Source organism: Paraglaciecola mesophila KMM 241 (genome assembly GCF_000315015.1).
GTDB lineage: Bacteria > Pseudomonadota > Gammaproteobacteria > Enterobacterales > Alteromonadaceae > Paraglaciecola > Paraglaciecola mesophila.
Genome location: NZ_BAEP01000049.1, coordinates 55,190 through 69,057 on the forward strand (window position 1 = coordinate 55,190; position 13,868 = coordinate 69,057).

The 13,868-nt window shown below is 46.5% G+C and carries 14 protein-coding genes; all 14 read right to left on the minus strand.

Going from position 1 to position 13,868, the window contains the following annotated elements; translation table 11 throughout:
- Complete coding sequence (locus tag GMES_RS11515) at positions 1–312, minus strand: EthD family reductase (RefSeq protein WP_006992868.1); 312 nt, start codon at positions 310–312, stop codon at positions 1–3.
- Positions 313–489: 177 nt separating this feature from the next.
- Positions 490–810, minus strand: coding sequence for an MliC family protein (locus GMES_RS11520; protein WP_006992869.1), 321 nt, complete (start codon positions 808–810; stop codon positions 490–492).
- Between the two features lie 82 nt (positions 811–892).
- Positions 893–2,302, minus strand: a complete 1,410-nt coding sequence (locus GMES_RS11525; RefSeq protein WP_006992870.1) for a flavin monoamine oxidase family protein — start codon at positions 2,300–2,302, stop codon at positions 893–895.
- Positions 2,303–2,424: 122 nt separating this feature from the next.
- Positions 2,425–4,713 carry a TonB-dependent receptor gene (locus tag GMES_RS11530; RefSeq protein ID WP_006992871.1) on the minus strand — a complete coding sequence of 763 codons (2,289 nt, stop codon included), beginning with the start codon at positions 4,711–4,713 and terminating at the stop codon, positions 2,425–2,427.
- A 305-nt stretch (positions 4,714–5,018) separates the two neighbouring features.
- Positions 5,019–6,080: a chromophore lyase CpcT/CpeT gene (locus GMES_RS11535; RefSeq protein ID WP_006992872.1), complete on the minus strand. Its 1,062-nt coding sequence runs from the start codon at positions 6,078–6,080 to the stop codon at positions 5,019–5,021.
- Positions 6,081–6,096: 16 nt separating this feature from the next.
- A complete protein-coding gene (locus tag GMES_RS11540) occupies positions 6,097–7,257 on the minus strand; it encodes a CaiB/BaiF CoA transferase family protein (protein ID WP_006992873.1) in 1,161 nt (386 codons plus the stop codon).
- Positions 7,258–7,307: 50 nt separating this feature from the next.
- A complete protein-coding gene (locus tag GMES_RS11545; RefSeq protein WP_006992874.1) occupies positions 7,308–8,498 on the minus strand; it encodes a CaiB/BaiF CoA transferase family protein in 1,191 nt (396 codons plus the stop codon).
- Positions 8,499–8,597: 99 nt separating this feature from the next.
- Complete coding sequence (locus GMES_RS11550) at positions 8,598–9,773, minus strand: acyl-CoA dehydrogenase family protein (protein WP_006992875.1); 1,176 nt, start codon at positions 9,771–9,773, stop codon at positions 8,598–8,600.
- 16 nt (positions 9,774–9,789) lie between these two features.
- Positions 9,790–10,308: a MaoC family dehydratase gene (locus GMES_RS11555; RefSeq protein WP_006992876.1), complete on the minus strand. Its 519-nt coding sequence runs from the start codon at positions 10,306–10,308 to the stop codon at positions 9,790–9,792.
- Positions 10,309–10,324: 16 nt separating this feature from the next.
- Positions 10,325–11,155 carry an HpcH/HpaI aldolase/citrate lyase family protein gene (locus GMES_RS11560; protein ID WP_006992877.1) on the minus strand — a complete coding sequence of 277 codons (831 nt, stop codon included), beginning with the start codon at positions 11,153–11,155 and terminating at the stop codon, positions 10,325–10,327.
- Entirely contained in the window at positions 11,152–12,048 is an 897-nt protein-coding gene (locus tag GMES_RS11565; protein WP_006992878.1) for a polysaccharide deacetylase family protein, read from the minus strand. Before GMES_RS11565 ends, GMES_RS11560 begins: the two co-directional genes overlap by 4 nt.
- A 76-nt stretch (positions 12,049–12,124) precedes the next feature.
- Positions 12,125–12,967 (minus strand): SDR family NAD(P)-dependent oxidoreductase, encoded by an 843-nt coding sequence (locus GMES_RS11570; RefSeq protein ID WP_006992879.1) that lies wholly within the window; start codon positions 12,965–12,967, stop codon positions 12,125–12,127.
- Between the two features lie 8 nt (positions 12,968–12,975).
- A complete protein-coding gene (locus GMES_RS11575; protein WP_006992880.1) occupies positions 12,976–13,284 on the minus strand; it encodes a RedY/HapK family protein in 309 nt (102 codons plus the stop codon).
- 301 nt (positions 13,285–13,585) lie between these two features.
- Positions 13,586–13,762, minus strand: a complete 177-nt coding sequence (locus GMES_RS22255) for a Txe/YoeB family addiction module toxin (protein WP_081974907.1) — start codon at positions 13,760–13,762, stop codon at positions 13,586–13,588.
- Positions 13,763–13,868 lie beyond the last annotated feature (106 nt).

The following is a 13,868-nucleotide window of genomic DNA, read 5'->3' on the forward strand; positions in this document are numbered from 1 at the left end:
CTATTGAATTATTTCACTGATTTGAACGGTTGGCTGGGTATTGGTGAAGTTAGTCAAATCTGCCAAAATTTCCCCTTGATGAGGGCCAAACGATTTTTGGAATGATTCTACTGATTCGAAGACCAAATGCCCCATAGCAATGTACGCAGGGGCCTCACCTGGTGCCCCGCCTGCTATACCAAGATCTGCATGAGCTGAAACAAGCGCCTCACCGACTAACTCAGCAACAAGCGGCAAATGCGTAGCTCGGTAGTAACCCATATCGAAGGTAGCGCTTTCACTGTTTGGATATAACACACTGACTTTAATCATTAAATTTATCCTATTAAGATGATATTGAGTATTGATGCTTAACACTTAACCAAGCATGTCACGCATCAAAGTGAACGATTGTTCAAGTATGTCCTAAGCTAACCCGTTGCGCGAGTGGTTTATGTGTCACAGTCATGTTTAGTAACCCATTTTATAAAGCGTGAACTACATACTTGCTTACATAGCGTGACAATTTATCGCCGCCATACGACCTATTTGCAACACTAGGTCATCACCTTTACCACGGATACTGTTCGGTCCATTAGTGTAAGAAAAGCCCGAAGCGGTGGGCTCTTGTTTAAGCTCAATATTTTCGTTGTTGCGTATCATGACCGCTCGCTCACTGTCTTTATAAAAGCGCACGGTAACTGGGATGTTACCCACACATTCAAAAAGCACTTGCGTGTACTGCGTTGCCTTTTCTGCCTCAGCACGCTTTTTATTTTCTAAGTTAGCTTCTGGGCTACATGCTTGTAAGCCAACCATCAATAATGGCATGAGTAGCACCGTTTTCATTTTAGCTTTGATATTGGTTCTCCCTAAATAGTCGATAGAAAATCGGCGCAGCGACTAAGAACGTTTATAGTCGTTCGCTGATTTCTTGCGCCGCCCGCAAACCCGATATTATCGCAGACTCCATTCCTGAGTACATAAACTCTGTATGCTCACCGGCGAAATGCAACTTACCTTCGACACTCGTCATATGAGAAACATGCGTTTGCACTTGCCCAGGCGAAAATTGAATGTACGCCCCTTTAGAGAAGCGCTCGTTTGCCCATGACTGATGGTGTACCACCTCGGTTTTGCCTTTAAGTCCAGGGTAATATGTTTCTAGTGCATTATTGACGATACTAATGGCCTGATTGGCTGGCAGCTTATCCAAGGCCTTTGCTTGTTGGCCATTTACCCAGCTGGTGAGATAGGTTAAAGAACCACTCTCATCGACTTGACTAAATACACGCCCAAGGGTGTTGTCTGTCCATAGATTTGTCGCTTCTAAAATGGACACATCCGCCTGCTGATTAACCGCGAAATGTACTTGAGTCACTGGTGTATAAACGGCTTCCTTAATAGCGCGGCGCTTCTGCACGCTTATATCGCTGTTAAGGGCCACCTCCTTTAACGCAGAAAACGGGGTGGTGATGATACAGCGCTTAGCTGAATATTCGCTGCCATCTTCACAGCGCACCCTCACTGTTTTCGCTGCATTTATGATATGGCTTACCACCTTGTTAGTATGAACAGCATCCCCAACACCATCAGCCAGCGCTTGGGTGAAGCGACTATTGCCCCCTTGGATTTTCTGTGCGCCTCTTCCACCTATTTTCGCTAAGCTCAAACGATAAAGCGCATCGGCGGCAGATAGTTCTTGTAGGCTAGATGCGTTTACATTCGCCTCCATTAGGCGTAGCGCTTCTACTGATATATTTTGCTGTTGAAAATACTCTTTCAGTGAAATGTCCAATGGCGCGTATTTCGCTGACGTCCAGTCAGAGGGCAACGCGTACTTTGGCCCCTGCCCCAACGCTTTGTAATACAAGCTTGAAGGTAAGGTTTTTTTGTCATCGCCGAGGAGCTTATTTTGCGGATGGGTAGGCCATTCAGCTGCGCTAATGCGCTGGCCGTTTATCACAAAGGTATTTTGTTTGGCGTAGTTGCCCAAAGACACCAACGGTAAACCTAGCTGCTGGGCATAAGTGCGCATCATGCCGTACCCTTGACCAATTTGAAGCCCCCCTGCTTCCGCGTTTATGCCGTGGGAATTAACCGTAAGTATACGCCCGCCAACGCGCTCCCGCGCTTCCAAAACTAGCACTTTGTAGCCTTGCTCTTTTAAGTAACGCGCACTGGTAAGCCCCGCCAATCCAGCACCAATAACAATGATATCAACATTGTTATGGTTTGCGGCCCAAAGCGGCGCAACTATTCCACCAGCCCCAACAAATAATGAACTAGCGGCTAAACCTTTTATGATCTGCCGACGATGCATAAGGTACCTCCGTTTCAGTCGTACTTAATTTTAGTCAATAAAAAAGCGAGATAACTCGCTTTTTTATGGGTTGAAAAGAATGTAAGCCACTAGCGCATCACACTCTGTGTTTGAGTATCAAACTAAAACTTGTATGAAGCAGTGATACCAAATTCACGACCACGACTTGGCGCAACAGGGAATGCACGAGCACCATAAGCAAAGCTTTGTACATCAACATACCTAAATACATACGTTGGCGTATCGTCATCTGTTACGTTGTTCACCCAGGCTGTTAACCGTATATTCTCTAACTGAACACCCGTTTTAAGGTGCAACAACTTACGTGAGCCAGTTTCAATTAAATTATGCACATGGGCATAACGCGTTGAGTCGTATGCGAAGTCCAAACGGCTGAACAACTCCATGCCATCATTAATTTGGGTAGAATAATTCAATGCTAACGTGGCTTCGTTTTTCGGTACTTGCGGCGGAGTATTGCCTTTTAAGTCACCAAACTCTCGCAGGTTGTCACCTACACAGAAACTAGAAGCACCGCCAGGGGCGAAGAAGCGGCATTGGTTAGAATCAAACAATTCTTCAAACTGTGCATCGGTGCGAGACAGGCCAAAGTCCAAGTTGAAGTGCTCGTTGATAATCCATTTAGCTTGAATCTCAATTCCTTTGATTTCAGTTGAGCCTGCATTAGACGTATAAGAAACCGGTGGGCCTTCAACCTCATCATAGCTATCAGTCAGTTGCTGCTTAGTCCAATCCATAGTGTACGCCGCGGCAGAAACGTATAAGCTGCCATCGAACATAGTGGACTTCACTCCTAGCTCATACATCACCATGTCTTCTTCATCAATCACCACTAAGTCATCAGGTAACAAAGTGCTGGTGTTAAAGCCTCCAGGGCTATTGCCTTCAGAGCGCGTCAAATATACTAAAGTGTCATCATTTAAATCGTACTCGCCGATAAAGCGCGTGGTAGTGCTGTCAAACTCGTTGCTGACATCAGCGAATTGTTCATTTTGAATAAGGGTGTCATAGGCTTCGGTGGTGACTTCATCGCTTGAGCGACGAATTTCAGCTGATAAACGGAAGTCGTCTGTAAACTCATACGTTCCCATCGCCATAAACGCAGTGTTATCTAACTCTTCAGCGAAGTTGTCGACCGCGGACGGCTCTGCTTCTGAATGCCAAATATAAGCGCCAACTGACCAATATAACCTGTCGTCAAATGCGCTGGAACTGAAACGAATTTCATGGCTGTATTCATCTGAGCCAGACGAATCAAGGGTATACCATGAGTCAGCCGGCGTGAAATAAGGTCCACCACTGAAAAAGCCAAAACTGAACGATTGCTCATCGCCGTTGTAGGTCTGATCCAAGCCTGTTTCGCCATCGTAGGAATTCCAACCGCTGATCAAAGAAACAGTGCCAAAGTCAAAGTGATGATTTAATTTGAAGCTGATGTGCTCACTGGTGTTACGCAGGCCATAATCATCATTATCTAAAAATCCACCACCACCAATACTGATAGGTTGGTCCGTTAAAGCTTCTCCGCAGTAGTAAGGGCGCGTGTCTAAAAAGCAGTTGTTCTCTTCAGCACCTTGGAAACCAAATGGTTGGGTTTCATCGTCGTTTTCGTTGTAAATATAGTTAAGGGAGATATCGGTATTTTTACTCGGTGTAAAGTACAACCCTAACATGCCAGATTTAGTTTTCTCGCCACCTACATCTGGGCCGTCTTCTTTGGTGTTGTTCCAATCTCCGTCGTAACTGTCGGCGGAAACTGATGCTCTAAAAGCGAACATATCGTTGAGCTTACTTGATACCCCAGCTGCCAGTTTCTGGTTACCGTTTTGGCCCAAGGTCGCATTAACGTAACCTGATAATTCATCAGCTGGCTTGCGAGTTATAAAGTTGATTGCGCCAGAGAAGGTACGGCGACCGTACTGCGCACTTTGCGGCCCTTTAACAATCTCTACACGCTCAATCAAATCTAGAGGCAAGCTTTGAATCGAGCCACCGAAATACACGCCATCAATAAAGTAAGAAGCCTTTTGTGAACCGAAACCCGGGATCCACGATACTCCGCGTATTACCGGAATATCAGATTGACGACCAAAGGTTTTCTCCATGGACATACCCACCGCACTAACGGCAATATCATTGATGTTTTGCAAACCGCCTTTTTCAATGTCATCCGCATTGAAGGTCGTTACAGAAATAGGAATTTTGTTTAGCGTTTCTTTACGATAACGCGATGTGACCTCAATTAACTCAATCGCCTCTTTGTTGAATTCGGTTTCCGTATCTGGCGTGGCCTCTTGGGCGAAGGCCGCGAGTGGCGCGGCGACAAATGGAGCCACTAGGGCTAGCTTAATCATTTGCGCTAATTTGCTGCGACTGTAATGCATGTTCATGGGTGGTCCCTCTGACTTTATTGTAATAGTTCGGTTTTGTGTGCATTCCCGAAAACACGAGTGTAACGAGCTGACGAATATCACTTTAGCCAAATTTGCACGGACAAATTCGTCCAAAATTTCCACGATTGACATTTGTCAAAGGGAATAGGTTGATAAATGTCAATGTAATCCCTTGATCAAAAACTGTTAGTAATACGTTAAAATAAAAGGTGAGAAAGGCTTAGTAAGTCATTGCTAATAAACATAAAAAAAGCGGGTTAATTTATAACCCGCTTGCGTTTTACTATGTCGTGAACTACGTATCAGAAGCTAAAATGAGGCCGTTTTTCCTTAATTTTTAAGCCTGCCTGCATCCAGCGTAAATTCATGCCAGTGGTGGGGTTAGTGCGATCACTCCAAATATAGGTAATGGTTTTGCCCGAGGCATCATCAATCAAACCCAATTTGAAAATAGGGTCAAAGGTGTTCTGATACGTCAGCAATGCTAACTGAATCGAATAACCTGACTTCTCACCGGTTTTAGCGTCTTGCAAAGGCACTATTTGCCCTTCGTTATGTAGTAGCAAATCACGGTTAAACACCCACTTGGCATCTTCTGGTGCATCTTTACCGCCAATGCGTGTGCCGCCCCAGCCAGTAAAATAGACCACCTTACGGTTTTTATGAGGTATACCTGCTTTGTTGCCGAACACATAGTTACCATCTTCATCGGCGGCTTTATCGGCTATCCAAATTTCGTTATCCGTTAAGCGCAATGTATCGTTAAATAATATTTTTTTAGCACTGCGCTTTGACACAATAATGCACGTATCTTGGCCCATGGTGCCATCAAAATATTCGCCATTATATCGCCAATATACTTCGCACCCTGGATAGGTTGTTATCTCGTCTGTGCTCAAACTCTGATACACCTCAGGGTGCAAGTGGGCATCGGCGTATTTGGCTTCGTTTTTGAACCTATAAATATTCAGTTGCAAGGCGCCCTTTTCTTCATTTTGTACAAATTGATACAAACGCTGGCGATACACCTTGTTTGGGTCGCCATCCATGTACTGTTTTACAAAGTAAGTGGTGCCCTCAAGTGCTGGTGTTGCGAGCGGCGCAAATACGTGATGAATATGCTCGTGAACCTGTAAATCTGGCTCCTTTTCTTTAGATATATTGTCTTGCCAGTGCTGTTCGTGATTATCAAATTCAGCGGCAAACCACTGATGGAATAATGCTTCTTGAATGGTGTCTTCTTGTACCTGAGCTGACGCCATTGAAGCGATTTTTTGGCTAGCGCCTTCTTGGCTGGCACCTTCTTGGCTGGCGCAACTGGCTAAACTTGCGGCCACACATAATGCGGCAATAATCTGTTTCATAGCTTTCCCTATTTGGTTAAATAAACGCATTTTCGCTGCGCATGGTGGCAATATCTGTATCACTGTAACCCAGCTCGATAAGCAGGCTTTGTGTGTCTTGGCTAAACGCAGGCAAGGTAAAGTTGGGTTGTGCTGGCTCTTGTTTGAACTTAACCGGCACCCCTAAATGCAAGTTACCTTGCTCATCAGTTAACAACATATCGCGCTGAGCTAAATGTTCGTCACGCACGGCGTCGTTTAAGCTGCGCACAGGGGACCAGCACACATCTATGTCAGCCAAAAATTCGCTCCATTGGCTCAGGGTTTTAGTTGCAAAAGTAGCTTGAAAGAAGGTTTTGACAGGCAGTTGTGCCACACCAGGTGGTTGAGAGCAAAGCGCAATTAAATCTTCTCTGCCCAGTGCCGTCAGCAAATTTTTGGCAAATTTAACTTCACTGCCACCAAGCGTTAGGTGCTCGCCATCACTGGTTTGGTATATATTGTACATGGCAGCGCCGCCCCAGCTGCGCTCGTCTTTGGGTTCAGGGGAGCGATTTTCGGCAAACGGTGGACCCATTACGTTGGCGTACCATGCCACCAGCGAGTCCTGCATAGAAATATCAAGGTAATCCCCTTGGCCGGTTTGTTGACAGCGTAGCAACGCCATCAACACTCCAGAAAATGCCATTAAGCTGCCCGCCATATCGGCCACCGGCATGGCCGGTGGCGCTGGTTTTCCATCTTGTCCTTGATTGATTTGCAAAGCGCCTGAGTCCGCTTGAATACTCAAATCATGGGCAGGGTTTAAACGTTTAGGCCCCGTTTGCCCATAAGCAGAAATTGAGCAATAGACTATCTTAGGGTTAATTTTTTTAATCGTTTCAAAATCAATACCGAGGCGCTCAACCACGCCAGGGCGAAATGCTTCAACCACCACATCAACGGTTTCGCACAGCTTATAAAACGCTTGTTTTCCTGCGTTACTTTTTAAATTCAAGTTGATGCTTTTCTTGCCACGAAACACATTTCTAAACCACACTGACTGGCCGTTTTGCTTCAGGCCGATTTCACGCACTGGCTCACCTGTGGGTGGCTCTAGACTGATGACCTCTGCCCCGTGATCCGCCATCATCATGGTGAAATGCGGACCGGGTAAGAACAAGGATAAGTCGAGTACTCGATAGCCGTCTAACTTCACCTGACACCTCTTATAAATAATCGATTGAAAGCACGTTTTACCATGTCGCTTTATACGGCTTTATTAGCGCTAAGCTCAGCAATATCAGCTTGGCTGTAGCCCAACTCATTTAGCAAATCTTGGGTATCTGTGCCCATAGGCACGGCTGCTTTTCCGCTTAATCGCTGACCATCAAGCTTGATCGGATTAGCCAGTATTTCCATTTTTTCATTCTGGGGATGAGGCACACTTTGCACCATGCCAATGTCTCGAATGTACTGGTTATTCAACGCTTCTGGTACATCGTAAACCGGCGCACAAGGAATACGCCCTTTTAGCACTTCCAACCAATGTGCGGTGGGGTGAGCAGCCAATACGCGATCGATTTCTGTGGTCAGCACATCGCGATTTTCACGCCGCCCTGCGACTTGGGCAAAACGTGATTCTTTAAGGACTTCATCATCTAGAATATCAACCAGCACATCCCAAAATTTGTCCGTCATGGCCATCAAAAATACAAAGCTGTCTTGGGTTTTATACAACTGACATGGCACCGTGGCAGGGTGCGCCGAGCGGGCAACGCGCTGCACCACATGGCTTTCGTTTAAGTACCATGTGGCTGGGTAAGATAGTTGATGAAGTGCTACATCGAATAGCGATACATCTACGTCTCTCCCCTGACCCGTGCGGTGAGCCCCTAACATAGCTGCGGTTAAACCTAATGAAGCGACAGCACCTGTCATGAAGTCCACCATGGACACCCCAAAGCGTGTTGGCGCTTGGTCAGGCTCACCAGTAAGGGACATCAAACCTGCTTCGGCTTGCATCAGGTAGTCATACCCCGGCCAATTGGCGCGGTCGTTGTCTCGGCCATAGGCAGATAGATGCCCGCAAACTATTTTCGGGTTAATGTGCTTTAACTGCTCGTAGGTAATACCCAATTTTTGCGGCTGATCGCCACGTAAGTTATTGGTTACCGCATCGGCGGTTTTAACCAGTTTCTCGAAAACTTTACGCCCCTCTTCTGATTTTAAATTCAGAGTGAAGCTTTTCTTGTTTACATTGAACGTTTGATAAAAATAGCTGTCGTTTTCACCTAGAAAAAATGGCCCCGTTTGACGAGACACATCCCCGCCGATGGCAGGGTTTTCAATTTTGATCACCTCTGCCCCCAAGTCGGCTAAATACATAGAGCCGTAAGGGCCTGCGCCGTATTGTTCAACGGCAATAATTCGTACACCATCAAGAGGGAGTGGAGTCATGGCTGTGTCCTTTTTTACGCTTTTTTTAGCTGTCTTTTGACTGCTCTTAGATATGAAGCCACGCTTGGTAGGTGCATTTACTAAGCGTGGCTATTAACGTTAGATTTTGTTTTTATCGATGATTTGTTTGGCAATAATAATGCGCTGCATTTCATTGGTGCCCTCGCCGATACACATCAACATGGCATCTCGATAGTAACGCTCAATGTCGTACTCAACCGAGTAGCTATACCCCCCAAAAATACGCATGGCTTCGTTGGCACAAAATACCCCAGCTTCAGAGCCGAAATATTTCGCCATACCGGCTTCCATGTCACAGCGCTCATTGGCATCGTATTTGGCGGCGGCTTGTTCAATCAACAAACGCGCGGCTTCCACCTGGGTGGCCATTTCGCCTAATTTGAGCTGAATAGCCTGATGTTGGCAGATAGCTTTACCGAAGGTTTCACGCTCTTGTGCGTAGCGCACCGCTAATTCAGTGGCGCCTCTGGCAATGCCCGCACCGCGCGCAGCTACGTTAATGCGCCCAAGTTCAAGGCCGCCAATGGCGTGTTTAAAGCCTGAACCTTCTTTTTCACCCACTAAGTTGGCTGCGGGCACACGCACGTTTTCAAATACGACTTCACAGGTATCGATGGAGCGATAACCGAGTTTTTTCATTTTTGATACGCTTATACCGGCTTTGAATTCACCGTTTTCGTCTTTGGTTTCAACGATAAACATACTGGTACCGGTATGCGCAGGCACTGCATCAAGGTCGGTTTTCACCAGTACGGCAAGTGAATTACCGTTTAGGGAATTGGTGATCCAGGTTTTTGCCCCGTTGATGATGTAATCATCGCCGTCTTTGACTGCTGTTGTGCGTATGGCTTGTAAATCCGTGCCGGCGTTTGGCTCCGTTAGGGCAACCCCGCCGCGTAATTCGCCAGTGGCCATACGGGGTAAGAAGCGTTCTTTTTGCGCCTGAGTACCGCAGCGTTCAATGGCTGAAGCTTGAATTAAATGTGAATTAAAGATGCCGCTGGGTGCCATCCATGCTGATGCCACTTTCATTACGATTTTGGCGTAGATTGATGCGGGTAAACCCAAGCCACCAAATTCTTGGCCGATAGTGGCACCAAATAAGCCTAGCTCTTTCATTTGCTCAGCCAGAGCATGGGGGTATTTGTCTTCTTGATCATATTCTTTGGCAATAGGTCGAACGTCGTTCTCGACCCATTTATCGATCATGTCTATGATCCCTAACTCATCTTCTTTTGACCATGCTTCAGACATAGCAAACCTCTACTAATTAATAGTTAACTTTTTCTTCTACTGAGTAACCTTGTTTGGCAATCAACATCTTGCGCACAAAGCTGCATACCTGTTTACCGTCTTGATTAAAGCCAAGGGTTTCAACAGTCACTATGCCAGCCCCGGGGCGAGACTTAGACTCGCGTTTGTCCAGCACTTTTGATTCAGCATATAAGGTGTCATCTTCAAAAACGGGGTGCGTCATTTTGATGTCTTCCCAGCCTAAGTTGGCGATGGCCTTTTGGCTGACATCTGTCACGCTCATGCCCACCATTAGGGCCACAGTGAAGGGAGAGCACACAATACACTTACCAAATTCACTGGCTTTGGCGTATTCGTCATCAAAATGCATCGGGTGAGTATTCATGGTCAACAACGTGAACCAGGTGTTGTCCGTTTTGGTGATGGTGCGCCCTGGACGATGCTCGTAGATGTCACCTACAGTGAACTCTTCAAAACATCTGCCGAAGGTTTCGCGATAACGGTTGTCGCCGACTTTTTTTACGTTCTGTACCATTAGTTTTCTCTCTCGGTTATCGATTTGAAGACGCGTTTTTAACTAACGCTAAGGTGCGTTGACAGGCCAAAATTATCGGCCTGTCGACCATTTTATTGTTTACCACGACCACGCCAGCATCCGGTCCATCGACTGCGGCCATGACTTGTTGGGCGTAAGCCACTTGTTCAGCGCTGGGCATAAAAGCTTGATGAATGACATTGATCTGACAGGGGTGAATAGCCGCTTTGCCGCTAAACCCAAGCGCTTTGACTTGGTTGGTTTCATCCACCAGAGCAGCTTCATTTTTGATATCCACATAGGGCACATCAATCAGGCCAACGTTGGCCTTCGCCGCTGCGATCACCAACTGGCTGCGCACAAAAAGCAGTGGCTGATAACTAAATTCACAGCGCAGCTCTGCTGCCATATCGGCGCCGCCGAACATAATGTGCTCTACTTGTTCGCTAGCACTGGCAATTTGGTAGGCGTTTTCAAGCCCTTCTAACGTTTCGATTAGGGGAATAAAACGTGTGTTGCCCTTGTCAATAACGCGCTGAGCTTGTTGTACATCTTCTGCTGATTCACACTTGGCTAGCATGACTACATCAGGCGCTATTGGCGCATTAGCGAAAGCCTTTAAATCCTTTTCCCCAGTTTGCGTGCCCACAGGGTTAATGCGCACACACAGTGTTGGCGTTTTTTGCACGCAGGCTAATACAGCGTCACGCGCGGAGTCTTTATCATCGGGGAGCACGGCATCTTCTAAGTCGATGCAAACTAAATCAGCCCCTGCCCCTAATGCTTTTTCGAAGCGCTCAGGGCGTGAGCCCGGTACAAACAGCAAGGAGCGTAAAATGCTGCTCATGACGTTGCTCCGACCTTATCTTTAGCTACGTAGCTCGCTGCAGGCACTTGCTCTTGAAACGTTTCAGCGATTTGCTGACGAGTGGTAAACCACACCCCAGGTTTCTCGCTCACGTACTTCAAGAACGCTTCAAGTGCGCCAATGCGTCCAGGGCGACCTATGATGCGCAAGTGCAACCCTAAGCTCATCATTCTTGGCTGCTCTGCGCCTTCTTCGTAAAGTACATCAAAGGTACCAATGGCGTATTTCAGCCAAGCATCTGGGGTGAGCGACGGCGCAACCCACATTTTCATATCATTTGAATCAAGGGCGTAAGGCACTATCACCATGGGTTCATTTGTGCCTTGCACCGCATCCCAAAATGGCGCGTCGGCGCTGTAATCATCCATGTGATACAAAAAACCTTCTTCTTGCAGTAAACGACGGGTATTTTCGGTGAGTAAGTAACGTGACAACCAACCTAAAGGTCGCTTACCTGTTGTTTTCTCAATGCTGGTGACCGCATCTTTTATAAACTGTCGCTCTTCGTTTTCGTCCATGCGAAATTGAAATACCCAGCGATAACCGTGTGAGCAGGTTTCATCATTTCGGCGGCGAATTGCCGCTGCAATTTGTGGCGCTCGTTCTAGGCTCAGGGCTGCGGCTGTCCATGTGGCAGGCATCTGGTATTTATCGAGCAGTTTGATGATGCGCGGCGCACCTTCATTAATACCGTATTGATAATTCGATTCGTTACCGTAATTGCGCATGGGCTTTTTGAGGTGAACTTGTAATTCGTCTACCGGCTCCATACCTTTATCGCCTTCTTTGACACTGTACTCAGAGCCTTCTTCAACATTCACCACGATTGACATGGCAAGTCGTTTGTCTTTTGGCCATTTGAAATCTGACATTAAATTGCTCTCTTATTTTTTAACTTCTTTTCAGCGCGTTTGAGGACTTACATCGACTTAAGATGCACTTTTATCGCTAGTGATATTCTTCGCCACCGGATACGTTCATGCACTCACCCGTGATGTAACTGGCTTGATCTGAACATAAGAAAGCGCATGCTTTGGCGGTGTCTTCTTGCAAGCCTGGTCGGCCCAGAGGAATGCGGTCTCGCATGTCTTGCATATACTGTTCGTGGCCTTTGCCTGTCACTTCTGAAAAGTGGGCGTTCTGCCACGCGCCTAAACCGGTGGTGACGTGATTTGGGCAAATTTCATTGACGTTTATTTTGTGGCTGCCAAGCTCAATGGCCGCTACGCGAGTTAAGCCGTTCATGCCATGTTTTGAGGTGGTGTAAGCGGAAGCATGGCCGAATGCCGATTTAGACGCCTGAGAGCCAATATTAATAATTTTTCCGCCCTTGCCCTGCTTAACCATTTGTTCACCAGCGTATTTAATGCCAAGGAAGGTGCCACGCAGGTTAACCCCAAGTACGGCGTCCCATTCATCCACTTGCATGTCTAAAATCGACTTCATCAGGTAACCGATGCCTGCGTTGTTTACCCAAATATCGACTGAGCCGTAAGTATCTACCGCGAAGTTCACTGCAGCTTGCACATCTTTTTCATCCAGTACATTGCACACAAACGCGCTGGCTTCGCCGCCCGCTTGCTTTATATCTGCAACTATTTGGTTCATTTCATCGCTGTGACCGATAGCACTGTCAGGGGTGTGTTCACTAACAGATTTACCGATGTCAGTGATCACCACTTTGCAGCCCTCTGACGCTAGGCGTTTTGCCATGGCTTCACCTAGTCCAGCTTGGCGACCTGCGCCGGTAATGACGGCGACTTTGCCTTGTAATTCAGGGTATTGAGACATAGCGTTACCTACAGTTTTGAGGTCATAATAAAAGTAGGGTTATCAGCGAATTGCTGAAATTCCGCGGCGACTTTTTGCATAGTCTGAGTGGCGACATCTTGGCCGAATTGGTCCATGTCATTGATTTTGAGAATTTCGATATATTGATAAGGCAGCGTTGCCTCACTCATCAACACACCTTCTGCTTTTAACACTTCGAACGAATCCACTGATGCGAGGCCCCCTGCGGTAGGGATATCCGTTTGTATGGCCCATTGACGATAAACACTTTCATCAACACCGGCTTGTAGATTGAATAATACGACTATGGTGGTCATTGGCTGCCTCGACTAAAATAATTTGTACGGACAAATTTAGAGGGCACCACAAGACAAGTCAATCATTGCTGAAATTAGCTTTTAAGAAATTGACAAAAGGCAATTGGCGATTGATTACGAAGCATATGGATGAATTATAAAAAGGCAGGAAATGAGCAGATAGACAGCGTACTCATGCTAGATAAGGATCCTACTTGCTTCCTCAGCTAGTTATTGACGAGAGGCGCACGTTTTGGAGTTTTGGAGTTTTGGAGTTTTGGATAGTGAGTAAATCATCCCCGCAGGTTAACAGGCTAGCAACTCAGTAGTGATAACAACATGAGATTATTGTCAAGTGAGAGTCAGTACCTGCATAGACTAGACGGTTTGTTTCATCAATTCTTCGTGACCAAAAACCGGATAAATTTTCCTTCAAAGGCTCGGGTTTACCAATCCCATCAAACGCATGTCGCTCAGTCGCACTGAAATTTCTTTTCATTATCTTCGCCGCTTCCCTTAGAACCTAGATATTGAGCTAACAACAACTGGCTAAATAGCTAAACGATGACCTAGTGTTTTAGTCATTTGGCACATGCCTACCATGG

What these genes read in the sequence shown, in the direction of transcription:
- GMES_RS11555 (WP_006992876.1), bottom strand. Translation starts at nt 10,308, where the DNA reads ATGGTACAGAACGTAAAAAAAGTCGGCGACAACCGTTATCGCGAAACC.
- GMES_RS11565 (WP_006992878.1), bottom strand. Translation starts at nt 12,048, where the DNA reads ATGTCAGATTTCAAATGGCCAAAAGACAAACGACTTGCCATGTCAATC.
- GMES_RS11520 (WP_006992869.1), bottom strand. Translation starts at nt 810, where the DNA reads ATGCCATTATTGATGGTTGGCTTACAAGCATGTAGCCCAGAAGCTAAC.
- GMES_RS11535 (WP_006992872.1), bottom strand. Translation starts at nt 6,080, where the DNA reads ATGAAACAGATTATTGCCGCATTATGTGTGGCCGCAAGTTTAGCCAGT.
- GMES_RS11525 (WP_006992870.1), bottom strand. Translation starts at nt 2,302, where the DNA reads ATGCATCGTCGGCAGATCATAAAAGGTTTAGCCGCTAGTTCATTATTT.
- GMES_RS11575 (WP_006992880.1), bottom strand. Translation starts at nt 13,284, where the DNA reads ATGACCACCATAGTCGTATTATTCAATCTACAAGCCGGTGTTGATGAA.
- GMES_RS22255 (WP_081974907.1), bottom strand. Translation starts at nt 13,762, where the DNA reads ATGAAAAGAAATTTCAGTGCGACTGAGCGACATGCGTTTGATGGGATT.
- GMES_RS11530 (WP_006992871.1), bottom strand. Translation starts at nt 4,713, where the DNA reads ATGAACATGCATTACAGTCGCAGCAAATTAGCGCAAATGATTAAGCTA.
- GMES_RS11515 (WP_006992868.1), bottom strand. Translation starts at nt 312, where the DNA reads ATGATTAAAGTCAGTGTGTTATATCCAAACAGTGAAAGCGCTACCTTC.
- GMES_RS11545 (WP_006992874.1), bottom strand. Translation starts at nt 8,498, where the DNA reads ATGACTCCACTCCCTCTTGATGGTGTACGAATTATTGCCGTTGAACAA.
- GMES_RS11560 (WP_006992877.1), bottom strand. Translation starts at nt 11,155, where the DNA reads ATGAGCAGCATTTTACGCTCCTTGCTGTTTGTACCGGGCTCACGCCCT.
- GMES_RS11570 (WP_006992879.1), bottom strand. Translation starts at nt 12,967, where the DNA reads ATGTCTCAATACCCTGAATTACAAGGCAAAGTCGCCGTCATTACCGGC.
- GMES_RS11550 (WP_006992875.1), bottom strand. Translation starts at nt 9,773, where the DNA reads ATGTCTGAAGCATGGTCAAAAGAAGATGAGTTAGGGATCATAGACATG.